Raw genomic sequence first — 26,299 nt, 5'->3', positions numbered from 1 at the left:
CTCATACACCGCCTCCAACGTCAGTTCCTGTCGTCTGGCGATCTCTTTCGCTCGCACGCCGTCGCTGAACATCAGAATCGTCCGCGACCGGTCTCGTATTCGCCAATCACGACGGCTTCTCGCCATCGCTTCAAGCTTTGTACGTTCTTCCTGCGTCAGTTCCAGCGCTTTCAATGCCATCAGCTTCGTTGCTCGTCCCGTCCAGTTCGAACCATGATTGTAGAGACATTTCATGTCGAAGGCTTACCAAGCGGATCGGATACGCACGCCGTTGCGCCAACTGAAGACGAAGGCCTTATTCCTGATTAAAATATTCAAGTTACTATTTTTGAAAAGGAAGGTTACAATTCGCCGACGGATGAATCCGTATCACAAAAAGTAACAACGCAGTTCCCGGCACATCGACTCCGAGATGACTCAAGATCTCCAAAACCCTCTTCCTGTCATGCTGACGGGTAATCAATCCGTGCTTTCCAGCATGAAGCAGGACCATGCCTTCGTGGTATGGCTCACCGGTGTCTCCGGTGCCGGGAAATCGACGCTCTCGAATCTACTGAAGGAACAACTCGATGCGCGCGGCCGTCGGACTTTTCTGCTGGACGGCGACCAGCTTCGCGAAGGATTGAATCAGGACCTGGGATTCAGCGATGCCGACCGCCACGAGAACATTCGTCGGACGGCTGAAGTCGCGCGCCTGATGGTGGATGCCGGGCTCATCGTCATCGTCGCGCTGATCTCGCCGTTTCAGGAGGCACGCGCCAAAGCGCGCGCGCGTTTTCCGCAGGGCATGTTTTTCGAAGTCTTTGTCGACGTTGCGCTGGATGTGGCGGAAGCGCGCGACCCCAAGGGGCTGTATGCGCTGGCAAGGCAAGGGGCCATCCGGCAGTTCACCGGCATCGAATCGAGCTATGAAAAGCCGGCATTGCCCGACGTGCATGTGCGCACGGGCGAGGCAAGTCCGCTGGAATGTGTGCACGCAATCATGCAGAAATTGCCGTTGAACGGCTGATACTGGTACGAACTGTCTGCCTTACGCCACGCCGGCCCACTGTCATGGTTGGCCACGACGATCAAGCCGCATCCGAATCGAATCAAGCTCCCGCGGCAACCGGCGCGAACGCGCGCGCGGCCGCGGCAGCGCAATGAACCCGAGGCGTTCGTACAGTGCGCAAGCTCTCGCGTTGCGCGTCAGCACGTCGAGCACGACGTCGCGGCTGCCGTCCACCGGCAACGCGCCGGTATCCAGCGCATCGCGAAACAGCGCGCTGAATACGCCCGTGCCGCGCTGCCGTTCGTCGGTTGCGCAATGCGCGACGAGGATCTGCGAACGCTTCGGCGCCGGAATTTCCGTTTCGAGGATCAGCCCGCGCATCAACTGGCCAATCGTGCGGCGCACACCGAAAAAGCGCGCCAGTGCCCACACGACATGCACGTCGTCGAACATCGTCTGCTGCCCGTCGTGGATCGCCATCACGGCGAGCACGGCGCCGTCGTCGGCGACCGCGACACGATGCCGGCGCCACGAGAAGCGCCCGTAACGCGACCGGAACGCCTGCTGCAGGAAAGCGATGCAGCGTGCATCGCTTTCGCCGAGAAAGAACCCGAATTCGGCCACGCCGGATGCAAAGACGAGCGGCGCGCACGCCGCCGCATCACCCGCGTCCGCCGCACGAAACCGCACGCGCTCACTGGCGCGCGGCACCGCTTGCGCGAATACGCCGGCCAGCGTCACGCGCTGCGCCCCGCGAGGCGCGACAACACGGCGACCGTCCGGCTGATCTGCTCCGGCTCGTGCGTCGAGCAGATGAAGAAGCGCAGGCGCGCGGCCTTTTCCTCGACGGCCGGATAGAAGATCGGCTGCACGTTGATCCCTTCGTCGAACATCGCATTGGCCCATTGCGCGGCCTTCAGCGAGCTCCCCGTGATCACCGGCACGACCGCGAACCCGGCGCTCGTGCCCGTATTCAGCCCGGCGGCGCGCGCCTCGGTCAGGAACTGCTGCCCGCGCGCCTGCAGTTGCGCGACGCGCTCCGGCTCGGCCTGCAGGCGCTCGAGCGCGGCCAGCGACGCTTCGGCGAGCGTCGGCGCGAGCCCGACGCTGTACAGGAAACCCGGCGCCAGGTGCCGCAGCATATCGACCAGCGGCTGGCAGCCGGCGATGAAACCGCCGCAGCCGGCCAGCGTCTTGCTCATCGTGCCCATCCACATGTCGACCTGGTCGGGCGCGACGCCGCAATGCTCGCGGATGCCCTTGCCGGTCGCGCCGAGCACGCCGAGCGAATGCGCCTCGTCGACCAGCAGGAATGCACCGTGACGCGTCTTCACGTCGACGAAGCGCTGCAGGTCGGGGAAATCGCCGTCCATGCTGTACAGCCCTTCGATCGCGATCAGCACGTGCCGGTATTCGCGGCGCACGCGCGACAGCAGTTCGTCGAGCGCCTGCCAGTCGTTGTGCGCGAAGCTCAGCCGCTTCGCGCCGCTCAGCTGCGCGCCCTGCACGATGCTGTTGTGCGCGAGCGAATCGTGGACGACCAGATCGCCGGGGCCGAACAGCGCGCCGATCACGGTCACGTTCGTCGCGTGGCCGCTCACGAACGCGACGCAGTCGTCGGTCTCGTAGAACGCCGCCAGCGCGCGCTCGAGGTCGCGCTGCACCGGGCGCTCGCCCGCGACCATCCGGCTCGCAGAGGCCGACGTGCCGTAACGGTCGATCGCGGCTTTCGCACGCGACGACACGGCCGGATCGCCGGCTAGGCCGAGGTAGTTGTAGTTCGCGAAGTTCAGGTACTCGCGGCCGCCGATCTGCGTCGTCGCACCGGCCACACCTTCATGCACGCGGAAAAACGGCGAGTCGACGCGCAGCTTCTCGCCCATCTCGCGCATGATCCGGACCTGCTGATACTGCGGCATCGATTCGAAGCGGCTGCGCGCCGATTCGGTCTGCGCGGCCAGCGTGCCGGGCACGCCCGGTGCCGCGGCCGCATCGGTCGCGCGCTCCAGTTGCCGTTTCAGCGCTTTCGCCGCCAGTTGCTGGCGAAGATGCTCTCCCAGTGCCATTGCTTCCTTCGCTTGTATCTCGAAAAGGCGCTATGTTACGCCGCGCATCATGAAAAAGCGTGGTGTCACGCATCGGGAAACTCGGCCCACTGCCACGCATCGGGTTCGGCCAGCAGCGCGTCCACCAGCCGGAAATTCATCTCGTGGCTCGGCCGCAGCGCGCTCACGCGCGCCAGCAGCGGCGCGCCGGCCAGCGCGAGATCGCCGACCAGGTCGAGCACGCGATGCCGGACGAACTCTTCCGGCAGCCGCATCCCGCCCAGCACGCGATTGCCGACGATGGACGCCGTGCACGACGGCCGCGCGCCGCGCAGGATCGGCACCCCGCGCAGATAACCGGCGACGATCGCGGGTACCGCCCACTTCACGCGGCCGTACGAGCGCGATGGTGCGATTTCGGTCGCGAATGCGGCCGGCGTCAGCGCCCCGTCCCAGTGCATGTCGCCGAAGCCGCGCAGGTCGTTGCGCACGCTCAGTTCGTAACGCGGCGCCGGTTCGATCCGCATTTCGCGCCGCTGGTCGCCCTCGCCGTCCGTGACGACGACGGGCCGCAGCACGCGGATGAAGCGCTTCGGCGCATCGAGCGCGACACGGCCGCACGCGCGGATCGCATCCACCCACGGCGCGGCGCTGCCATCGAGAATCGGCACTTCTTCCGCATCGATCTCGACGATCGCGTGATCGATCTCACATGCAAGCAGCGCAGCGAGCAGATGCTCGATCGTGCGAACGCCGACGCCGTCGGCGTTGCGCAGCATCGTGCACAGCGGCTGCGCGCGACGCAACGCGGGATCGACCGGCAGCGTCGCGAGCGTGCGCCCCTGCGCGACGCGACGGAACGCGATGCCCGTCACGCCCGCTTCCGGACGCCCGGGCAGGATCCGCACGCCCACCCGGCGCCCCGTGTGCAGCCCGTGACCGTCGACCGTCAGCGGACGTGCCAGCGTGCCCTGACGCGTTGCCCAGCCGGACGGCGCGTTCATCGCGCGACCTCCAGCGTCGGCGACGCCTCGCCCGCCACGGGCGCCTGCCGCGTATCGAGCATCGCGCGCGCTTCGCCGTCGATCGCATGCTTCGCAGCAAGCGCCGCGACGGCCTCCTGCGCGGCATCCGTCGCGGAACCGGCATCCGCATCGGTCGACGCGCCGATCGAATCGACGATACGTCCGGCCAGCGTCGTCACCGACGCGCCCTCGGCAATCGCCATCACCGACAGCTTGACCTCGAACGCTTCCTCGACCGCGAGGCCGAGTTCCATCCCCATCAGCGAATCCATGCCCATGTCGAGCACCGACTTGTCGAGCGCGATGCGATCCGGCGTCATGTGCAGGATTCGCGCGATCTGCCCCTGCAGCGTCCGGGCGACCAGCGCGATCGCTTCGTCGCGCGGCAATGCCAGCACTTCTTCCCGCAACTGCGTGCCGCCGTCGCGCGCATCGCCGCCCTTCGCGTGCGATTGCAGCAGCGAATACCGGCGCGCCTTCGCGGCAGGCATCCCGCGCGCCACGGCGTGCCAGTCGAGCCGGACCACGGCCTCGCCTGCCACGCCCGCCACCAGTGCACGCTCGAGCGCGACCATCGCCTCGTCCGACGTGATCGACGCACCGCCGATCCGCGACTGCAACGCCTCGCGCGTATCCGCGTGGCGTGCGAGGAAGCCGACGTCCTCGAGCGGCCCCCATGCCATGAACGTGCCCGGCAATCCCGCCGCGCGACGATGTTCGACGAGCGCCTCGAGGAAAGTGTTGGCTGCCACGTAGTTCGATTGCCCCGGATTGCCGAGATAGGTCGTCGCCGACGAATAGACCACGAACAGGTCAAGCGGCAACGCACGCGTCGCGCGGTGCAGGTTCCACGCGCCGGCCACCTTCGGTGCGAGCACCGCGGCCATGCGCGCATCGTCGAGATTGCGCACGAGGCCGTCGTCGATCGACATCGCGGAATGCAGCACGCCCGTGAGCGGGCTGCCGCGCCGGACGATCGCATCGATCATCGCCTCGACCGCCGCTGCGTCGGTCACATCGCACGACACGACATCGACCGTGACGCCGAGCGTCGTGCGCCAGCGCTCGACTTCCTCGCGTGCGGCAGCAGCGAGCTCACCGGAACGACTCGCCAGCGTCAGCCGGCGTGCGCCGCGCTCGACCATCCAGCGCGCGCTCGCGAAACCGAGCCCGCCCGTGCCGCCGACCACCAGGTACGTGCCATGCGGATCGAGCGCCAGCGAACCCGCGCGCGTGACGCCGCGCGTCGGGGCCGGCGTGCCGGACGGATAGGTCACGAGCACCTTGCCGATCTGGCGCGCCTGCTGCATGTAGCGGAACGCATCTTCCGCCCGTTCGGCCGGAAACGCGCGATACGGCAGCGGATGCAGCACGCCTGCCTCGAACAGCGCCATCACTTCGCCGAACAGGCGCGCGGTCAGCTCCGGGAGCGCACCCATCAGCTGATCGGCATCGATGCCGAAATAGCTGATGTTGTTGCGGAACGGCCGCAGCCCGATATGGCTGTTTTCGTAGAAGTCGCGCTTGCCGAGCTCGAGGAAACGACCGAACGGCCGCAGCGTATCGATGCTGCGCACCATCGCTTCGCCGGCGAGCGAATTCAGCACGATGTCGATGCCCTGGCCGCCCGTCAGCGCCCGAATCTCGTCCGCGAACGCGAGGCTGCGCGAATCGAGCACGTGGTCCGCGCCGAGCAGGCGCACGAATTCGCGCTTCTCGTCGCTGCCGGCCGTCGCGAACACTTCCGCGCCGAAGTGGCGCGCGAGCTGGATCGCGGCGATCCCGACGCCACCCGCGCCGCCGTGCACGAGCACGCGTTCGCCACGACGCAGGCGCGCGAGCTCGACGAGTGCGTAGTACGCGGTGAAGAACGTGGTCGGCACGGTCGCCGCTTCCTCGAACGACAAGCGTTCGGGTTTCAGTGCGATCGCTTGCGCGCGCGTCCTGACGCGCGTCGCGAACGAGGCCGGCGCGAAGCCGAGCATCGCATCGCCCGGCGCGAATCCCGTCACCGCGTTGCCCACGCGGACGACGCGGCCGGACAGTTCCATCCCGATCGTCGCACCCGCGAAGCCGGTCTCGACCGCCTCATCGGACAAGAGCCCCATCGCATACATCACGTCGCGGAAATTGAGGCCGGTGGCAACGGGCTCGATCTCCACCTCGTCGTCACCCAGCGGGCTTTCCGGCAACGCGAACCATTCGAGGTTGCGCAACGAGCCCGGCGCGTCGAACGCGAGCACGGCCGCACGCGCGATCGCGCCATCGTTGCGGGCCGCGGCCTGCGCGGCCGTCAGCATGCGCGGCACCTGCCGCCCGTGGGCGCTCAGGACGACTTCTTCCTCGACCGCTGCGCCCGTCAGCTCGCGAATCAGCGCGTCGGGGATCCGGTCCGCCGCACGATCGACGTCGATCAGGCGGCACGCGAGCTCGGGATGCTCGTTCGCCAGCACGCGACCGAGACCCCACAGCGTGGCCTGTTCCGGATGCGCATTCGCGGTCCCGGCGAATGGCGCGCCGCCACGCGTGACGACGGTCAGCCGCGTGGCCGCGTTCGGCTGCGCGCCGAGCGCGCGAACGAGTGCAGCAAGGGCGATCACGCCGTTACGCTGCGCGGCCATCAGGCCATCCCCCGTCGCCGATTCCGCGAGCGGCGTTTCCGGCGCGCAGAACACGACATGCGCCGGCTGCCCGGCCGGCAACGACGCGATCGCATCGGCCGCGTGCGTGACGTCGACGATATCGGCCGGATAGCCCGCGCGCGCCAGCGCATCGGCCAGCCGCCCGCCGAAACTGCCGGCGGCATCCGGTGCGTGCATCACGAGCCATTGCTCGCTGCGTGCAAGCGTATCGAGATCGCTCGGTTCCTCGCCGCGTTGCGCGACACCGGCACTCGCGGGATTGCGCGCGATGACGAACGTCGGCGTGCCGTCCAGATCGAGCGATTGCTCGACGTGCCGCACGACATCGACGAAGCCCGCGCGTTCGAGTGCGGCATCGAGATCCGCCGGCGCCAGCGGCGCGGGCGCATCGGCTTCCGTCGACGAAGCCTGCGCGCCGGATACGATGTCGGAGTAACGACCGCGACGCGATTCGGCCAGGAGCAGCAATCCGCCCGGCGCCAGCCATGACCGCATCGCATTCAGCGCGTCGGCCACATCGTGACGGCCGCTCAACGCGCGGTTCGCGACGATCAGGTCGTAAGGGCCGGCTTCGTCGGCCGCCAGCGACAGCCGCTCGCCCGACTGCAGCGCAACCGTGCGTACCGCTGCTTCCGCATCCGCGTCGAACCCCGCCAGTTGGCCGGCAGTGCCGGCGATCGTGTGATCGCAACGTGCGGCCGCGAGATGCATGCCGAGCGTCTGCAGCACGTCGCCGTCCATCGCGCCCAGTTCGAGCACGCGCAACCGGCGTGCCGGTTGCCATGCGTCGACCGCCTGCTCGACGCTTGCGATCAGCAACGCGTGCACGTGCTGCCACGTCGGCGATGCGGCAAGGAGTTGTTCGACCAGGCTGTGCCCGGTCGGCGACAGCAGGCGTGCGCCGTCCTTCGCGCCGTTCAGCACGTCCGGCAACGCCGCGCCGCAATGCGCGAGCAGCGTCAGCTCGGCCACGTGCCCCGGCGATTCGGCCAGCAGCCCGCGCCACAGCTCGTCGAGCGGCGGCAACGCCGCGCACGCCGCGTCGTCGCGCACGAGCAGCGCGCCATCGCGATGAGCGAGACCGTCCTCGACCAGCATGTCGGCAAGACGTGCGGCCAGTGCCTCACGCCCGGCCGCCGGCTGCCATGTGCCGGCGAATGCGCCGAGCGCATCGAACGCGCGGAGTGCATAGAGGCTCGCCAGCACGTCGAGCAGCGGCAGGATTTCGGTCAGATGCTGAGTCCGGCGGCCGTCGTGCCCGGCCGCATCGAGCCGCGCGACAGACTGTGCGAGCAGCGCGTCGGGGGCCGGTAAACCGGCTGCATTGATGTCACCCGGCAGCGGCACTTCTTCAAGGCGGTAGACGAAGCGCGCGGGCAGGTTCTGCCGGCGGCCGACGAGATCGACACGCCGGAACCGGCATGCGCCGAGCCGCGCGACGATCGCGCCGCGCGCGTCGAGGAATTCGAAATGCGCGACGATCGAATGCGGGCTGTGGCGGTCGATCCGCACGAGCACCCGCTCGACCGTGTCGCCGCGCAGATAGTCGACCCGGCCGATCTGCACCGGCACGTAAGCCGGATGCTCGCCTTCGCGCGCGTGCGCCGCAAGCAGTGCGAACAGCGGATGAAACCCGCTGTCCATCAGCGCCGGATGCAGCAGATAGGCGGACAATGCCCGCGCGTCGCCGCATGCGGCCGGCGCGGCGACGTCGGCCAGCGCCGCGCCGTCATCCGCGGCGACCCGCACGGTGCGGACCCAGCGGAATGCCGGACCGTAGCTGAGGCCGATGGCTGCCGTGTTTGCATACAGCGTGTCGCCGTCGGCAGCGGGCAGCGCGAGCAGACGATCGAGCGCGCCCGACGGCACGACGCTCGCATCGCCGAGCGTGTTGCCGCTTTCCAGCATCCGCCCCGTCACGTTCAGCGTCCATGCACCGTCGGACATCCGGTCGCGCGTCTCGATCGTGAAGGTCGCGGTACGCGGCTCGATCACGAGCCGGAACAGCTTCGCCTGCTGCGGCTGGAATACCACCGGCGTGCGGATCTCGACGTTTTCGAGCGCCGCATCCGGCGTATCGAAGAAGGTGCGTGCCGCCGCGAGCGCCATTTCCACGTAGCCCGCACCCGGGAACGCCACGCCGCCGTCGACGACGTGATCGGCCAGCATCGGCAGCTTCGCAGGATCGAGCTGGTTTTCCCACGCGAATGCGTGCTCGTGCAGGCGATAGCCGAGCAGCGGATGCTCGCGGCGACGATTGACGAGGCCGTAGCCTTCGACGGTCGGCGTCAGCCAGAAGCGGTCGCGCTGCCACGGATAGGATGGCAATGCAGCGCGCGATTCGCCCGGCGCGAAGCGGTCGGGATCGACGCTCGCGCCCTGCGCGATCGCCGCGAGAATCGCTTGCCGCAGCGTCGCCGCGCTGCCGTGATCGCGCTTGAGCGTCGGCAGCGCCACGCCGGTCGCGCCGGCGGCCGCGAATGCCTGCTTCACGTATGTGCGCAGGATCGAATGCGGCGAGACCTCGACGAACAGCCGGACGCCCTGCTCGATCAGATGTGCGATACCGTCGCCGAAGCGCACCGGCTCGCGAATGTTGCGCCACCAGTAGCGGGCATCGAGCTCGGTGCCGGCCAGCGCGCCGCCGGTCACGGTGGACACGAACGTGCCGTTGCCCGGCTGCGGCCGAAGGCTCGCCAGTTCGGCCAGCACGACCGGCTCGATGCGGTCCATGTGGCTGCTGTGGAACGCGTAGTCGAGATCCAGCATCTGGAAGAACTTGCCGCTGCCGCGCAGCGCGGCCTCCAGTGCCTGCAAGCCCTGCAGCTCGCCCGCGAGCGTCACGGCATCGGGGCTGTTGATGCCCGCGATCTCGACGCGCCGCGCCAGCCCGTGGCGCGCGATCAGTTCGCGCGCCGCCGCATCGCCGATGCCGACGGCCGCCATCCGGCCGCTGCCGCGCGTCATCGCCTGCGCGCGGCTGCGGATCTTGATCACGCGAACCGCGTCGGCGAGCGACAGCGCGCCCGTCACCCATGCCGCGGCAATTTCGCCGACGCTATGGCCGATCGCCGCGTCGTAACGCATCCCGCGCGCGTCGATCACGCGAATCATGCCGACCTGGATCGCGAACAGCAGCGGCTGCGCGTTCTCCGTCGCGGCCAGCCATTCGGCACCCGCGCCGGCCAGCCATTCCGCGCTCGGTCCGCCGCGCATCACGTCGACGAGCGACGGGCTGCCATCGGCGCACCACAGCGCGTCGACTTCGTCGAGCGCCGCGCGGAACACGGCGTTCTCCGCATAGAGTTCGTTGCCCATCCCGACCCACTGGCAGCCGTTGCCAGAGAAGACGAGCGCGGTGCGCACTGCGTCGGCCGGCGCCTGACCGGTTGCCACGCAGGCCGGCAGGCCTTCCTGCGCCGGCTGGGCCAGTGCCGCGAGCGCCGTGCGCCCTTCGGCCAGGTCGGCCGGCGCGACGATCGCGCGATGCTCGAGCCATTGGCGACGACGTGCGGCCGCGGCGGCGAGCGCCTGCCAGTCGCCGCCGTTGTCGAGCGCCACCAGATAGCGGCCCGCGAGCGCGCCGAGCGCGTTCGCGCTGCGCGCGGTCAGGACGAGCGGAGACAGTTGCGCTTGCGTCGGCTCAGGCTTGGGCGCGGCCGTCGACGCCTCGTTTGCAGCCGGCGCCTCGGTCAGCACGACGTGTGCGTTCGTTCCGCCGAAGCCGAACGAGTTGACGCCGACCGTCAGCGGCGCGTCGCCCGTGTCGAGCGGCATGTAGCGATCGACGACACGCAGACGCCCGCCGTCGAAATCGATCCCGGGATTGGGCGTGACGAAATGCAGCGAGCGCGGTACCGCGCGGTGTTTCAGGCACAGCACGGCCTTCAGCAGCCCGGCCATGCCGGACGCGGTCTCGAGGTGGCCGATGTTGGTCTTGACCGAACCGATGAGCAGCGGACGATCCGCCGGGCGCTCGCCCGACACGACGTCGATCAACGCACGCGCTTCGATCGGATCGCCGACCGCCGTGCCGGTGCCGTGCGCTTCGAGATACGCGAGCGACTGCGGATCGATGCCCGCGCGCGCGTACACGCTGCGCAGCAGCGACGCCTGTGCGGCCGCCCCCGGCACGCTGATGCCGCCCGGCGAGTGGCCGACCGAGTTCACGCCGGAGCCGGCGATCACCGCATGGATCGTGTCGCCGTCGGCGAGCGCGCGATCGAGCGGCTTGAGCAGGACGAACGCGCCGCCTTCCGAGCGGACATAACCGTCGCCGGTCGCATCGAACGCGCGGCAACGGCCGCGCGGCGACAGCATCGATGCCTTGGAGAAGCTGACGAAACCGAACGGGTGCAGCAGCAGGTTGACGCCGCCCGCGAGCGCCACGTCGGCTTCGCCGGACTGCAGCGCCTTGACGGCCTGATGGAGTGCGACGAGCGACGACGAGCAGGCCGTGTCGACGGACATGCTCGGGCCGCGCAGGTCGAACAGGTAGGACACGCGATTCGACGCGATGCTCAGGGTGTTGCCGGTCGCCGAATACGGATCGATCACGTTCAGATCGTCCATGTTGCGGTTGCCGTAGTCCATGCTGGCGGCACCGACGAAGACGCCGCAGTTGCTGCCGCGCATGTCGGCCGGGCGCACGCCCGCGTCCTCGAATGCTTCCCATGCGAGTTCGAGCAGCAAGCGCTGCTGGGGGTCCATCTGGGCCGCTTCGCGCGGGGAAATGCCGAAGAACGCGGCATCGAAGCCGGCGACGTTGTCGACGACGCCGGCCGAGAACGTGTAGCTCTTGCCCGGCTCGCGCTTGGACGGGTGCTGGTAGAAATCGGTGCCGAAGCGGTCGGCGGGGATTTCGGTCACTGCGTCGCGTTCGTCGCGCAGCAGTTGCCAGAAGTCGCCGAGATTATTCGCGCTTCCGGGAAACCGACAAGCCACCCCAATTATTGCAATCTTACTGTTCATCTTTTATGTCGCTTTCTCGGATGCGTGCGGTTCTTCCGCGCGATTTCCGTCGTCTTGTACCACATCCAAAAGTACCGAACCGAGGTCCTCGGCGGCGAGATTGCGGCGTTCGGGAGTGTCTGTGCCGTAATTTCGCCAAATGAAGTAGTCGCTGGTTTGCGGAGAAACGCCCAGCTTATCGAATACGTGAGGCAGCGCGGGAACGTGGTCGCCGTAAAAACAAACGACTGTTTCACGATCGCTGGTACGCAAATGATCGAGCAGGCGCCCGATCATTGCGTCTGCATTTTCAATGTGCCGCAGGTAGGCTGTCAGGTCGCGCCAACTGGCATCTTCGCCAAGAGTATGCCTCGAAGACGATTCTCCCGGTAATACCTGCTCAAGGTGCAGTGGGCCGTGGTTCTCCATTGTCATCGCGAAGATGAAGCGCGGTTCGCTCCGAGGTTCGTCCAGTACGTCGATGACGGTATCCAGTACGGCCGAGTCGGCAATATACGGTCCGGCTCGCGGCGAATCGGAAAAATGTTCGATATCCAGAAATTTCCCGAATCCGAGCAATGGAAAAACCCTGTTCCTTCCGAAGAAGTCCGCATAGTACGGATGAATCGCGACAGTCGTGTAGCCGCCGCGCTTAAACCAATCTGCGATTGTTGGGCACGCGCGCCGTACGAAAGCGTAAGGGTAGAAACGAGCGTAGCCGAGACGCGCAGACGTCAGTCCACTCAGCATCGCGAACTCTGTACGCATCGTGTTCGCTCCCCAAGCAGGCACGAGCAGTTCACCGTGGTAGCTGGATTCCCGGCGCGCAATGTTCAGATTGCGGTAGTTCGCCGAATCGATCGCCGAGCCAAGACGCCTCGCGTCGAAATACGATTCGCTCTGGATCACGATCACATCAGGGCACACAGTCGGTGCGCCCGATGCGAACGGTCCAGTCCGGGCAGCTCCTTCGAATGCGCGCAGCGTCGCGGGACGCAAGCCGTTCAGCAGATACGCAACGAATACTGCAAAAAATCCATGCCGCTGTTGGTCCGCGCCGGCATCCAGCGTAAGCGGCAAGCGTGTCGCCAACCAACAGGTTGCGACCGCAGACACCACGAGGAGCGCCGTCACCGACCAGAGCGCCCCGTCGAACGGTTGCTCAGCAAAGAAGCCGGCCAATAGCGCCGCGACGCCAATCACGATTCCGATCACCTTTCCGACGCTCAGAAACGGCAGGTACAACCGGGGATGGGCGAACAACTGGCTGAACAGACTCAGATCCGTAAAAACGAATGGCTCGCGCAACGACTCGTACTTTGCATTGTTCACCGTCACCAACAGGCCGACCAGTGCCACCGCAATGCAGACGGAAAATACGATGCGTCTCGTCACGATCAGCATCGCACCAGTCAGAAACACAAGTGCAACGGCATGCAGTATTAGCGCGACGCCGGAACGTTGCCGCACGCGCGGCAACGCCAAGACATCCAGCGCAAACGACACGCCGAGCGCGATCAGAAGCGTGAGCAACATGCCAACGCCCAAGCTAGCGCTCCCGTCGAGGTAAGTAGGACAACCCGCCGAGTATCGCGTCCCCCAATCGCGCCGGCAGCAGCGTCAACAGGCGCATACCGAGCGCGAGCAATCCCGGAAACGCAATCTCGGCCCGCCGCGCCGCCAGCTTGCGGCGAATATAGCCTGCGGCCTTGTCCGCCGACCACATGAACGGCTTGTCCCCCGGGAATACATCGCTCATCGCAGTCTTGACGAAGCCGGGCAACACGATCGCGAGATGTATACCGTCACGCGCCAGCAACGGGCGCACCGAATCGCCGTACGCCTTGAGTGCCGCCTTGCTCGCGCAATACGCCGGCGAAATCGCCATGCCGCGTAGCGCCGCGATCGAGCTCACCAAGGCAATCTGGCCGCTGCACCGCGCTCGCATGCGCGCAATCACCGGCAATACCGCGTGCATTGCCCCATAGAAGTTGGTATCGACGACCGCAGCCATACGATCAAGCTCTTCCCAGTCGCAAGCTGACTCGAGCGTACTGGCAACCCCGGCATTGGCGATCAGCAAATCTATCGAATATGTGTCGTCAAACTGCCAAAGCCATACCTGCATCGCCGCCGCATCTCGCACGTCGACCTGGGCGGTAACCACCTGAGCGCCAAGCGCTCGGCACGCATCAGCGCAGGCATCAAGCCGCCGCACGTCCCGACCAACGAGCCCCAACACCACGCCAGGCGCGGCGTAGGCGGTCGCGAGTGCGCGCCCGATGCCTGCGCTGGCGCCGGTGATGACAATGTGGCGAGGGGCGGTACTAGTCATGCGATGCCTCAAGCCGCGACACGGCACCGCGAATCGCCCGCTCGATCCCCGTACGGGTATAGAAGTCGCCGTTGATTTGGGTATGGTGAATAACGTAGTCGAGAAATGCTTGGTAAAGCTCACGATCAGGTTCAAATTCAGCTTTCCAAAAATCATCAAGACTGCCTTGCCATGTCAGTCCCTGCATATCGTAGATCGCATGCCCGAGAGCAATTAGCGGCCGCCGATGATGAAGGGCTGACAACCCGACCGTACTGTTCACGACGATTACGCCGCGCGCATACTCGAGCAAGGTCGGCAAGTGCCCCGCGTCGATGAAGGTAACGCGGTCGGCGATTCCCAATTCCTGCGCGAGCAGCAGCACATGGCGCCGATGATCGATTAGCCCCGTATCTAATGGATGATTCTTGACCACCAGACGAACGTTGGAGTCGGCATGAGCAGCGAATGAGCGTAGTACTTGATCGACCGCCGGCCGGGTGCCGCCAAATGGGGAATGCACAACGAGTTGAGCATCCGAATTGAGTTGCAGGGGGAACAAAAAGTAGCCGCCAGTTGCGCGAAGCAGTTGATCCGTTACCCGGCCTGCATCACGCTCGAACCCACGCTGCGCAAGTGCGCGCCAGGCGAGCCCGACATACTCTACGAACCCGTTATGTGGCCGATGACTGCGATAGTGCGGGAATCGACGTGAAAATAGCGTGTTGGCGCCGCGATAGGCGATATCGTGAAAAGCTCGCTCACGAAGGTTATAGCCGGTCGGTGCGGCAGGCGGACTTGCTGGCGTCTCCTTGCGTCGGTCACGATACCAGTCCGGATCCCGGGGTAACAGGGAGCGTCCATTGACGCCGTGACGCTCCAGCGTCAGCCAGTGCGGCCGCACATAGCCCTCTTCGAAGACATGCACGCGCAGGCCCGCCTTCTGTGCTATCGCGTGCGCGGGTACATGAACCTCGCGACAGTCGCCGAACATCAGCACATCGGTGAAATCACCTCGTCCGATTTCGTCCGAATACCATGCCGGCAGTTCGCCAAGGCGCCCCGCATAATTTATCGCATGGCGGGCAGCCCCCCCGTATAGAAGATCTCCTCCACAAAAATTGACCTTCTGTACTGCATGGCCGCGCGTGCGCAAAGCCTCGGCCAGCTTGGAAAAAAAAGGGGAGGCCGTACCCTGAAGCGCAAGATATGAGCGACGCATGAAAGAATGTTGCGAGCGGTGCGGACACACAAGAAACCGAGACACTTTCGTCCCTCACAGCATCCACACTATATATATGAACCGGGCGTGGAAATCACACGGGCGCCACCGCTGGCAATTATCGCATTCGACGGCACCAAAAACATTAGCGCGAACAAAATCGTGAGCCGAAACAGAAATGCAGTGACGCGTGTCACGCAACATCGCTATAATACGCGCCCCCTCGCCCCCCATCCCCGCATACAGCGATCGAGCATGGCCAGATCCGGCTACACCACCGACCGGCGCGTATACGCCGTCAGATCCGTCCCACGGCAACCGCCTGAATCTGGCCCGCAGAAATTACCAAGCCGCCTGCAAGCCTTACCGCTCACATTCGAAAAAAATACACAAATGACATTGTTGAGTCAGGCGCGAAAAACCACACTTAGATAGCGCAAAATTACGGCGCTGGCTATAATCACTCGCCCGAATTTCGGTGTGAACGTCGCCTGCCAGAGGTGCAGCGGCACGAGCGCTGAGTCGCGAAGCAACCCACTACGCATACCTTGCGCTGGTGGCGCATGCCCTTGACGGTGGACGCGAGCGGCGCCCCCGGCATCCCAAGATCCTTGGCAATTGAGTTTGGACAAGACGTTGAAAACGCTATCGGAAAAGTATTCGGCGTCGTCGCTAGGCGGCAACGATAAAGGTGTAGTGGCACGGCTCAAACGAATCAACACGTTGTTTGCAGTTACCGTTCTGGCCCCGACCATCATCGCCACGGTCTACTACGGCCTGATCGCGTCGGACATCTATGTTTCCGAATCTCGGTTTGTTGTCCGCAGCCCGCAGCGCCAAAGCCAGACGAGCCTTCTCAGTTCTCTGCTACAAGGTACTGGTGCGGGCCGCGCGCAAGACGACACATACTCCGTAGTCGACTACATTCGGTCCCGCGACGCACTGCGTGAGCTGAATCGGGATAACTATATTCTCGACGCCTACAGCCAGCACGGCGACGTAGTCAGTCGCTTTTCACGTTATTTCGACGACAGTTTCGAAGCGCTGTGGCGCTACTACGGCAAACGAATCGTCTCCGTCGATCTGGATGCGACGTCGGCAATCACAACCCTACAGGTACGTTCGTATACCGCAAGTGACGCGCAAAAGATCAATGAAGACCTGATTGCGATGAGCGAGCGCCTTGTCAACCGCATGAATCAGCGTGCGGCAGCAGATACGGTCAGATTTGCACAACAACAAGTAGACTCCGCAACGACAAAAGCGAAAGACGCGGCCGCAACCGTAGCAGCCTATCGCAATTCTTTTTCCGTGTTCGACCCGGAACGCCAGTCCGCTTTGCAGTTGCAGCAAATCACCGGTTTGCAGAATCAGTTGCTTACGGCCCAAAACCAACTCATCCAGCTTCAGTCAATCGCTCCGCAGAACCCGCAGATTCCTGTGCTGAAGACGAATATTCAGACACTCGAAAAGCAAATCGCGAATACAACCGTCGGTGTCGCCGGAAGTAAAGACTCCCTTTCCGCGAAGGCCGCCAATTACGCACGCCTGCAACTCGATGCTCAATTTGCCGATCGCCAATTGGATGCGGCAATGACTGCCCTTCAAAACGCACGAGTGGAAGCAAACCGCAAGCAATTGTATCTTGAACGTCTCGTCGAACCCAACAGGCCCGATGTAGCGATCGAACCTAAACGTATCCGCGGCATTGTTACTGTGTTTGTGCTTGGCATCGTAGCCTGGGCCTCGCTCAGCCTGCTGATTGCCAGCGTGCGCGAACATCAGCACTGACGTCATGTCGTCTCCTCGGCCATATCCTTCGCTGCTTACCTCGCTCAAAATCCAGATGCGAGTAGTGTTCGCGCTAACCATGCGTGAAATCATTACGCGCTACGGTCGTCACAATATTGGTTTCGCATGGTTGTTTGCAGAACCAATGTTGTTCACGGTCGGCATCGCAGCACTTTGGAACCTGCTACACGAAACGGGACAGGGACACGAGATCAATGTGACGGCCTTTGCGGTCACAAGCTACTCCACGGTTCTGGTCTGGCGCAACACAATTGGACGATGCACGCTGGCTGTCGAGCCTAATGCGGCCTTGCTGTTCCATCGCAATGTTCGCGTTATCGACCTATTTTTTGCGCGCATCACACTTGAGATTGTCGGTACAACGCTATCGATGCTGGTGCTGACCAGCACACTGATCGCGATAGGAATAATCGACCCGCCCGCCGATGTCCTGAACATGGCAGCCGGCTGGGTGTTGTTATGCTGGTATTCGGCCGCGCTTGGCCTGCTGATCGGGGGACTGTGTGAATACAGCGAACTTGTCGAGAGACTCTGGCACCCGATTTCCTACTTCCAGCTTCCTGTATCCGGCGCCTTCGTTATGGCGAGTTGGCTCCCCCCCAATCTGCGTGACATCGCAATGTTGTTTCCTGCGCCGAACTGCGTGGAATTATTTCGCTACGGATACTTCGGCTCGCAGATTACGCCATACTACGACGTTCCCTATACGATCATGGTCTGTGCTTTCCTCACGTGGATCGGACTTGCGGTTGTGAGAGACGTGTCGACAAGAGTGGAACACTGATGTTAAATCTTCAAGACGTGTCGAAGCACTACAGCACACGTAACGGCAGACGGTTAATTCTCGACCATATCAATCTCACAATCGAGCCGTCTGAACGCATCGGTATTCTAGGACGCAACGGTGCGGGCAAATCGACACTGGTCCGCCTGATCAGCGGCTCCGAATTACCGACCTCGGGTACTATCGAGCGAGCAATGAGCGTATCTTGGCCGCTCGCCTTTTCAGGCGGTTTTCAAGGAAGCCTGACAGGCCTCGACAATCTGCGATTCGCCTGTCGAGTCTACGGCGCATCCTACGAGGCCGCCCTACCTTTCGTAGAAAACTTCACCGAACTGGGAACGTATCTGCGAGAGCCGGTGAAGAAATATTCGAGCGGCATGCTTGCACGGCTTGCGTTTGCGATGTCAATGGCGATCGAATTCGACTGCTTTCTGATCGATGAGGTTATCGCAGTCGGTGACGCAAGTTTTCGCGACAAATGCCATCGGGAACTATTTGAAAAACGCCGCGATCGAGCGATGATTATGGTGTCGCACGATCCTCATATTATCCGTGAACACTGCACGCGCGCATGTGTACTTGAGAAAGGGGTGCTGCGTGAGTTCCTGGATGTAGACTCAGCATTTGATTTCTATCACGAAATCACGGGTCAACCTATTCGCTCGTAAGTTTGGCTCACTTTCTTTCGTCGAACACATGCCGCATCGTCAATGCACTCGACTCGACAACGGGTAGGCTAACATTTCACTTGTCGCCGTTGTGCGTTAGACAACGCCCTGAGCAACACTATCGCAAATCCGATCACGCACGCATTGGAGCCCTACCGTGATTTTCAAGAAGCGCAAAACTGACGCCACCACAGAATCGGATCAGGCGTCGCAAGCCGACAACGTCAACGTAGTGACAGATGACGTTGTTACCGAAGGGTTTCAATCATCCTCGGCAATAATCCGCGAGAGCGATCCAGCTGTTGACGAGCTCGTACGCGACCTGATCGAGGATGCGAAGCGGCGTGTGCACACGGGCGCCATCAAGGAACTGTGTGAAGAATATTTGAAGCATGAGAGCTATCGGATTGCGCGGCGAATTCTCGATCTCGCGAAAAACGCATTTCCTAATGACGCGAGCGTGCATGAACTCTTGGCACGCGCGTGTCACTTCCTTGGTGATCACCTCGCAGAAGCAGACGCTTGGCATCACGCCGCTAAATTGACGAATCGGGTCGAATTCAAGGTCTGCGAAGCGCACGCCCGGCTGCGTATCAGCGATTTCGCAACAGCCGAGACGATTCTCCAGGCAGTCTCCGGTGACGGCATCACTCGCTTCGATGTCGCCGCTGGCCTTGCGGAATGCGCATACCAGCGCCACGATCTAATGCGCGCTTTCGAGTACTGGACGCGTGCGGCGGAACTCGATCCGGAGGATTTGAATGCCTCACTGCAGCGAACCAATGTCCTGATCGAAATGGGAGACTTGCGTACAGCCGAGGCCATTATCGACGACGCGCAGGAAAGGTGGCCGGGCTCGGCGCTCGTTGCGGAAACGAAGGCACGCGTCCTGAAAAGCCGTGCCGATTATCCCGCAGCGCTCGAGTTCAGCCAGATCGCTGTCGTTATGGACTCGTCACCCAATCTGCATTTGACCCATGCAAGTGTCTTGCTGGCACTCGGTCGCGCAGATGACGCATGTCAAACGCTACGACAAGCGCTCGCACGGCAGCCTCGAGATACGAGTGTGCTTGCCATGCTCGCTGAATGCGAAGAGGCCGCTGGTCGCCGTTCGATAGCATTGGCAACGTGGCGCGGCTTGCTGCACTTTCAACCAGATTTTGTTCGAGCGCACATTGAGACGGCCAGGTTGGAAAACGTCGGGCGTTCTGCACAGGATTACCGCGACGCGTTGCTGAAGATTGCCGGACGCTATCCGCTGGCAGCAGAGCCTCTTGTAGCAGTGGCCGATATTGCTCGCGACGCTCGTCAACAAACAGAAGTCGCGTCGCTTTGGAACCGAATCCTGACTATCGCACCTGGTCGCAAAGAATTCTGGCTACGGTGTGCGGCAGCCCTGCGCGAGTGCAACAAACTCGACGACGCGGAAAGAATGGTGTGGGATGCACTCGAACGTTTCCCAGAGGATCGTGATCTTCTGGAAGATGCGCTCGACCTAAGTACTGGCTTGGAACATCAGGCCCGAGCGGTCGAAGCCGGTAGGCGTCTGACCTTGCTGCTGCGCCGCACCCGTAGCGACGAGCCGGGATCACCCGATATGGCCAATCCCCTGTTCAACGCATACACTCGCCTGACTTGGCTGCATTTCAACGTTGGGGATTTCAAGAATTCCCGAGCGATATGTGAAGAAATCGCGGAAATCTGGCCGAATTGCGCGTTCTATCTTGAACTGCGCGCGATGATGTCGATCCGGGAGCGTAACTGGCAGGATGCACTCGACTCCGCACGTACCTACAACTACCTGTTCCCGCACTATCCGCGTGGCATTGAACTCGAGTACGAAGCATTGCTTGGCGCTCGAGAATTCAATGCTGCGGCAGAGCTACTCACTCGCGAAGACCTCGCGATGCGTTTTCCGGAATGGACTAGCCGATTCGCAGCCTGGCGCGACGCGGTTCGCTCCATTCGCCCTCCTGAACAGCCTACTGATACTCGTCTTGTCCTCGACGTCACGAGCCTCGCCACCGTTGTCGCGGCATCTGCCGCACCTGGCGGGATCGAGCGCACGATCGTCGAAGTCGTACTGGAATTGTTCGAAAGCTGGAAGGGCAACCTTGCACTCGTGAACTGGAAAACGATCGCCGTCGAAGTCGACCAGGCGGATTTCGCATCGGCTATCTTCCCATCGAGCTTCGGCGAAGCATCACAGCAAAAAATCAATCCGTTCGTCCAACGTACGCTCACGAATGGAGAGAAAGCGTTCGAATCGAGCCCGCACGACATCGTCGTCATTCTCGGCTCGGCTTGGCACTACGATGCAAATAACGCGATTCTCAACGAATACAAGCGAGCTGGATCGCGTGTCGCAATATACATTCACGATCTGTTGCAGTTGTACTATCCAACGCTCGTCAGCGAAAAATGGGCAGCCATTTTCCGCTACTGGATCGGACCTGCGCTCGACCAGGCTGATCTGGTGATGGTCAACTCGAACCACTCCGGACGAGAAATTCAGCAGTTTTGCGCCGAAACCGGCCGCCAGCCGATCGAAGCCATCAAGGTCGAACTCGGTGACGATTATCGTTGCCTGCCCCGGAAACAACGTGTCGACGAGGCAAAAGTCGCGTCCGTTCTTCGCCTCTCGAAAAGTGCCGGCTACGTCATGTTCGTGTCAGCACTTGGCAAACGCAAGAATCATGGGTTCCTCGTCCGTGCGTGGGACAGACTGCGCAAGATGAGCGGTGAGGATTGTCCGACGCTCGTGTTCGTCGGCTCGCCAGGCGACGGTATGACTGCAATCGAGGCAGAACTTCGCGCAACGCAATATGCCGGTGGCAAGGTTGTCCTATTGCACAACGTCGATGATGCGAGTCTGGACAAGCTCTACGAGAATTGCTTGTTCACCGTGTTTCCGAGTCTGTGCGAAGGCTGGGGGTTACCTATTGCTGAAGCCTTGTCTCACGGGAAAGTTTGCCTCGCATCGGCGACGACATCCATGCCGGAAGTCGGCGGCGACTGCGCGGACTATTTCGAACCGACCGACGAAGACGCATTCATTGCCCTGGCAACCCAATATGTCTACGATCATCCAAAGCGCACGGAGCGCGAAGCGTACGTCCGGGAGCACTACCAACGTCGCAAATGGAGCGCCACAACAGAGCATATCGTCTCCCTAGTCGATACGCGCCTGCTCGCATCGGGCGGCAAGCCGGTCCTGCCAATTCCGAGAACAACGCAAATTGCAGGCGTCATTCAGGTATGCGCGAGCTACGGAAAGCAATGCGGTATCGCTAGCTATGCATCCCACGTCGCAGCCGCAATGCGAGGACAAGGTAGGGATACCGTGATCGTCCGCGGGGTGGACGAATGTGAACCGTATCTGGCAACGGGTCGCTATGGCTATATATTCGTGCAGCATGAATATGGATTGTATGATTCCTTCAATCCAACTCTTGCCGGCCCAGATACGACTGGAGAATTGATCGAGCAACTCGAAGACTACGCAGAGCGTTACCCGAACGTGAGCTCAGCTGTCGTGATGCACACGATCGACATGAACAAGCCCGATCTACGTGAACGCAGTCAAATGCTGTTTAACTCTACGATTCCTGTCGTTACTCTGAGCAGTGCCGCTGCACGCAATACCCGTGCAATATTCGTTGAGCACGGCATTCATGTGACGTCACCGATCGCTTCAGTTGAAGCCCCGGCACGTGCTGAAGGAAATGCTCTAACCGTATCGTCCTTCGGCTTCCTGTCCCCTCATAAGCGCATCGATCGGATTCTCCAGGCGTGCGTCGAGTCGAATAGTCGTCTTGTCGCCAACTTCGCATGTGATTCCGCTGAGCGGGCACAGCGAGCTCGAGAACTGGTTGCAAGCATGGGCGTTGCTGGCAAGGTCACTTTTGACTTCCAAACCGACGAGGAAATTCTCGCAACGTTGCGCTCGGGCGATGTCGTGTATTTCCCGCAAGGTCCGATTTCTTATTGGGCGACTACCGGCTCCGCTCGTGTGGCAATGACGGCCGATCGGCCAGTCGTTACCTCCCCGGAAGATCAGTTCGAGGACATGGCCGCCGGCGTTATTTTTGCGACCGATGCTGATTTGCCGACCGTTCTTCGCAGATTGTCGAACCCAACCTACTACGCACAAGTTCTGGGCCGGTTAAGGGTGTTTCGTGACGAAAACACGATCGATGCGGTCTATCGCGACGCGTTGGCTATGTTGAACTCCGAAAATCGTGCCGCGCGCATTCCGAGTGCCCGATCCGCAATCATCGTCTCGGATCTACTCGCGCTCCCAGCACGCACTGCAGTAAAGACCCTCTATACGTCTCAATTCGATCGACAACCCACATCGAACGAATTCGAATCGTTCGAAGCTACCGAAGGTGGCTCCGTTGACACTCGACTGGCAGCGATTTTTGGTGCTGCTCGCAATGCTCTGATGCAGGGACGCCCGATGGATCTGGCCGTTGATCCATGTCATGCAGATCTGCTCGCAAGTTCCGAGCTCTCCGCTATAGACGGCAACCGATTCGTCAGTGCACTTTCGCTATTGTTACTCGACCAAACTGACTTCATCGACACGGCCATGCTGGCCATCGCCAAGCGTCGTCCGTCCGATTTCGAACGCGCGGAACTGGATGCTATGCCCGTCGACGATGTCGCTGCACGAATGTCCGTTCTGCGCGCAATCGTACGCATTGCAAATAAGGCCCGCGCGACACGCAGCGCGGTCGGTGACTTGCAGGCTCACCTGTACCTCCAGGCACCGGTTCCCGGTCAAATTCAGCATTCGCGACGCCGTTATCATCTATCGGAATTGTGTGTGTATCCTGCTATCTACCGCGCGATCGCTGTTTATCGCAAGCTCTTCAAGCGCGATCCGTCACTAGAGGAGCATCTTGCGTTATCGTCGGTCGACTCATACGAGGCTATCGACAGAATTGGTCAATTGGCGGCCACCACCGATGCAGTTCATGTGATCGACAACATCCCCGATCGCGCCGGCTGGTTGACGACAATGCAACGCGTACAGTCGGCGCTCGAGGAAATTAGCGATACACAGGCTGACGAGATGACCGGTGAGAATCTCTGTTCGCTCGAGAAGCGACGGTTGTCGCGTGCGTTCCCCAGCTTTGTGCTGCTCACCTGAAACCTCATCGTGCGCGCGAATCTATCGCGCGCACGATGTTGGTCACGGTCGATTCAATCCAGGGCGCGGAAGATTCTCCACGTCCGGAAGACAATATCCCCGCGAACCGGCGCATGTTGCGCCGTTTTGCTACCACCGGTGTCTACCGCAGGATACGAATTGCGATCACACCGCTCTATTTCTATGAAGCTGATTCTCCACATTGGCACCGAGAAGACGGGAAGCTCTTCACTGCAGCTCACGCTTGCACATCAACGAGACCGCCTCGCCGCCCAAGGTGTATGGTACTCGCGAGTGCTAGGCGAATATGCTCATCGCAAACTGTCGCTCTATGGGAGGGACCCGCTAAATGTGATGACGGACAACCGACTTGCCTCATTCGGCGTCCAAAACTCACAACAGTACGCGGCGCTTTGCGCGTCGATTGAAAGCGATCTACAGGGCGACGTCGAGGCGGCACTATCCCGCAACTGCCGATACTTTATCGTCAGTTGTGAGTATTTCAGCAGTTTGTATCGCAATACAAATGAAACAGCTCGACTCGCTGGCATGCTCTATCGGCACTTTGACGAAATCGAGGTTATTTGCTTTATTCGACCTCAGATCGATGTGCTGATTTCCCGAGTATCAACACTCGCCTGCGACGGGATCGAAATCAACGAGTCGATGATCCACGATCTCGCTGAAGACGAGCAGTATTTTAACTTCGACCTCCTACTTGATCGATGGGCAAATAGTTTCGGTCGCGATTCCATTAAACCGATTCCTTATAAACGGAATCGCGATACACTCGCATATCTAACGAACGAAATCGACATTCATATTGAAGAAATTGGACTCGAACGTATCAACCAGTCTGTTGACGTTGAATCGATTGCACTTCTGAATGCAGCTCGCTTATCGGGTAGCACACTCGAATCGGTTGCCACGTATCTCAAGGACTTCGGCGCGACAAACAAGCTCACTTTATCGCGCCAAGGTCAAGAGAGACTGCAATCAAAATTCGAAGAGAGCAACTTGGCACTTTGTTCGAAATGGCCGACGATTACGCCAGCGGATCTACAGCCAAGCGATGTAGCGGACGACGATGCCGGAAATCTCCATTTGCTCACTGCAGCAGATCGGTTCGCACCGCAGCTTCGCTATGTGTTCGAACGCTTTCAGACCGAAGCAGCTTCACGCACTCGCCGGCACACCTTCGTCCGTGCGTGCGACTTCACGCTAGCCATTCCGGAGGGACACTTTGCAGCCCGCTATCTTCAGGATGGGGGGCTTTTTCGACCACGATTTATTCCCGTGTTCGAAAGATTGCTGCATAACGGTCACGTGGTCATCGACGTCGGCGCCAACATCGGTTTCTTTAGTTTGCTCGCGGCACGACGCGTTGGGCCGAGCGGAAGAGTCATCGCCTTTGACCCGAGTGCCAAGGCGATCTCCGCACTGTTGCACGCGTCAGCCATCAACAATCTCTCCAATATCGAGGTGCACAACGTCGCGTTGTACGAGCGATTTGATACGCTGGCAATTGTCCACAACCTGGCATCGACCAACTGTGTCGTAAAGCCAGTCGACACGATACCGAGTCATTTGATTGACTACTCACAACTCGATCTTGTTTCCGCAGTACAAGCTGACGCTGCGCTCTGCGATCTCACGCGCTGCGATCTCGTAAAGGTCGCCGTAGGCGGCAATGAACTTCCCGTCATACGCGGTGCGCAAAGATTACTCAATCGATTTAAACCGGTCGTCTTGTCGGAGTACTCCCCCGCTTATCAAGCTGACGTCTCGGACACTTCACCCGATGCCTACTGGCAAGTGTTCGCCGAACTCGGTTACCGCTGCCGTCTCATCGGCGCGGACGGCCAATACGAAACCATGGTGGATTTATCGCAATTGCTCGAACGTTACGAAGCGGAAGAACGAGCATGTGGAGGCGTGACTCACCTTGAGCTCTGCTTCGACCATCCGGCTTCGTCATTGCAACTCTTCGAATAAACGTCGGTATGTGCCTGACGCTTAAAGATCCGCTTCCATTGTCGTCGCCTCGAGTTCCGAGGCTTCCCATTGCCGTCCGACGGCAATGAGTTTTGCACTAAGTTGGGAACTAATTAACTGAATCCATCGCTTATCAAAACGATGCACATGTACGAAATGCCGGAACAAGCCTATCGTCCATGATCCGTGGCGTTCAGCACTGGCCAAGAGCAGCGACCGAGCGTAGTGTTGAGATCCGTTTCGAATATCCGCGCGCAGCTGGCGCACCGAAATCGGCACATCTTCGATTAGATCGCGAATCAACGTGCTGAGTCGACGACATTCGAATAGTGCAGTTGCACTAGGGTGCCCAGAGAAAGGCAATGCAATATCGTCGTGATTCGGAAAAACAAATTTCAGACACTCTACATGGCGCCGATCAGACGCCATCCTCGAATCATAAATGAAATACGCGTGCTGCCTGACAGGTTCACGCCATCTATGGGAGTAGCCCATACGGTGACGCACGTCATGCCACCGATCTTCGAATGACGTAAGCTCTCAACAGAAAGTAAATCTATAATTTGATCCGAATCCTTGAAGGACCGTATCGACGTCTTCTTCAAGGGTTTGGATGTCACGCGCCTTGAAGGCCAGCCACTCATATTTCATCTTGTGCCACAGTTTCTCGATGCGATTGAGCTCCGGGCTGTA

At 61.4% G+C, this 26,299-nt stretch carries 14 protein-coding genes; 6 read left to right on the top strand and 8 right to left on the bottom strand.

Translation table 11 applies throughout. The features are described from left to right. Window positions 1-234: hypothetical protein (locus CFB82_RS41930; RefSeq protein ID WP_218829056.1), on the bottom strand; the 234-nt coding region annotated here is incomplete at its 3' end. Between the two features lie 211 nt (window positions 235-445). Here CFB82_RS41930 and cysC point away from each other — a divergent pair. Then, window positions 446-1,009 carry an adenylyl-sulfate kinase gene (gene cysC, locus CFB82_RS04115; protein ID WP_069247228.1) on the top strand — a complete coding sequence of 188 codons (564 nt, stop codon included), beginning with the start codon at window positions 446-448 and terminating at the stop codon, window positions 1,007-1,009. 42 nt (window positions 1,010-1,051) lie between these two features. On the opposite strand, the gene CFB82_RS04110 is transcribed toward cysC, so the two are convergent. From CFB82_RS04110 to CFB82_RS04080, 7 genes are all read right to left on the bottom strand, one after another. After that, the gene (locus CFB82_RS04110; RefSeq protein WP_089483505.1) at window positions 1,052-1,732 is read right to left on the bottom strand and encodes a GNAT family N-acetyltransferase; all 681 of its coding nucleotides are present in this window, start codon (window positions 1,730-1,732) and stop codon (window positions 1,052-1,054) included. After that, window positions 1,729-3,057 carry an aminotransferase class I/II-fold pyridoxal phosphate-dependent enzyme gene (locus CFB82_RS04105; RefSeq protein ID WP_089483504.1) on the bottom strand — a complete coding sequence of 443 codons (1,329 nt, stop codon included), beginning with the start codon at window positions 3,055-3,057 and terminating at the stop codon, window positions 1,729-1,731. The genes CFB82_RS04110 and CFB82_RS04105 overlap by 4 nt, the downstream gene beginning before the upstream one ends. Before the next feature lie 65 nt (window positions 3,058-3,122). Continuing rightward, entirely contained in the window at window positions 3,123-4,040 is a 918-nt protein-coding gene (locus CFB82_RS04100; RefSeq protein WP_089483503.1) for a UDP-3-O-acyl N-acetylglycosamine deacetylase, read from the bottom strand. Then, window positions 4,037-11,674, bottom strand: coding sequence for a type I polyketide synthase (locus tag CFB82_RS04095; protein ID WP_089483502.1), 7,638 nt, complete (start codon window positions 11,672-11,674; stop codon window positions 4,037-4,039). The genes CFB82_RS04100 and CFB82_RS04095 overlap by 4 nt, the downstream gene beginning before the upstream one ends. Before the next feature lie 3 nt (window positions 11,675-11,677). Further along, window positions 11,678-13,189, bottom strand: a complete 1,512-nt coding sequence (locus tag CFB82_RS04090; RefSeq protein WP_179255372.1) for an LTA synthase family protein — start codon at window positions 13,187-13,189, stop codon at window positions 11,678-11,680. Window positions 13,190-13,202: 13 nt separating this feature from the next. Continuing rightward, window positions 13,203-13,988 carry an SDR family NAD(P)-dependent oxidoreductase gene (locus CFB82_RS04085; protein ID WP_089483500.1) on the bottom strand — a complete coding sequence of 262 codons (786 nt, stop codon included), beginning with the start codon at window positions 13,986-13,988 and terminating at the stop codon, window positions 13,203-13,205. Then, a complete protein-coding gene (locus CFB82_RS04080; protein WP_089483499.1) occupies window positions 13,981-15,189 on the bottom strand; it encodes a capsule biosynthesis protein in 1,209 nt (402 codons plus the stop codon). The genes CFB82_RS04085 and CFB82_RS04080 overlap by 8 nt, the downstream gene beginning before the upstream one ends. A gap of 624 nt (window positions 15,190-15,813) precedes the next feature. On the opposite strand from CFB82_RS04080, the gene CFB82_RS04075 reads away from it, so the two are divergent. The 5 genes from CFB82_RS04075 (at window position 15,814) to CFB82_RS04055 (ending at window position 25,606) form a co-directional block, all read left to right on the top strand. After that, window positions 15,814-16,980 carry a capsule polysaccharide export protein gene (locus CFB82_RS04075; protein ID WP_041491945.1) on the top strand — a complete coding sequence of 389 codons (1,167 nt, stop codon included), beginning with the start codon at window positions 15,814-15,816 and terminating at the stop codon, window positions 16,978-16,980. 4 nt (window positions 16,981-16,984) lie between these two features. Next, window positions 16,985-17,785 (top strand): ABC transporter permease, encoded by an 801-nt coding sequence (locus CFB82_RS04070; protein WP_089483498.1) that lies wholly within the window; start codon window positions 16,985-16,987, stop codon window positions 17,783-17,785. Beyond that, a complete protein-coding gene (locus CFB82_RS04065) occupies window positions 17,785-18,453 on the top strand; it encodes an ABC transporter ATP-binding protein (RefSeq protein WP_089483497.1) in 669 nt (222 codons plus the stop codon). Before CFB82_RS04070 ends, CFB82_RS04065 begins: the two co-directional genes overlap by 1 nt. A 157-nt stretch (window positions 18,454-18,610) precedes the next feature. Next, complete coding sequence (locus tag CFB82_RS04060; RefSeq protein WP_089483496.1) at window positions 18,611-23,611, top strand: glycosyltransferase; 5,001 nt, start codon at window positions 18,611-18,613, stop codon at window positions 23,609-23,611. Between the two features lie 183 nt (window positions 23,612-23,794). After that, window positions 23,795-25,606: an FkbM family methyltransferase gene (locus CFB82_RS04055; protein WP_256990276.1), complete on the top strand. Its 1,812-nt coding sequence runs from the start codon at window positions 23,795-23,797 to the stop codon at window positions 25,604-25,606. Window positions 25,607-26,299: the final 693 nt, after the last annotated feature.

This window comes from Burkholderia sp. HI2714 (assembly GCF_002223085.1).
GTDB classification, from domain to species: domain Bacteria; phylum Pseudomonadota; class Gammaproteobacteria; order Burkholderiales; family Burkholderiaceae; genus Burkholderia; species Burkholderia lata_D.
This window is presented reverse-complemented; position numbering and strand designations above follow the sequence as displayed.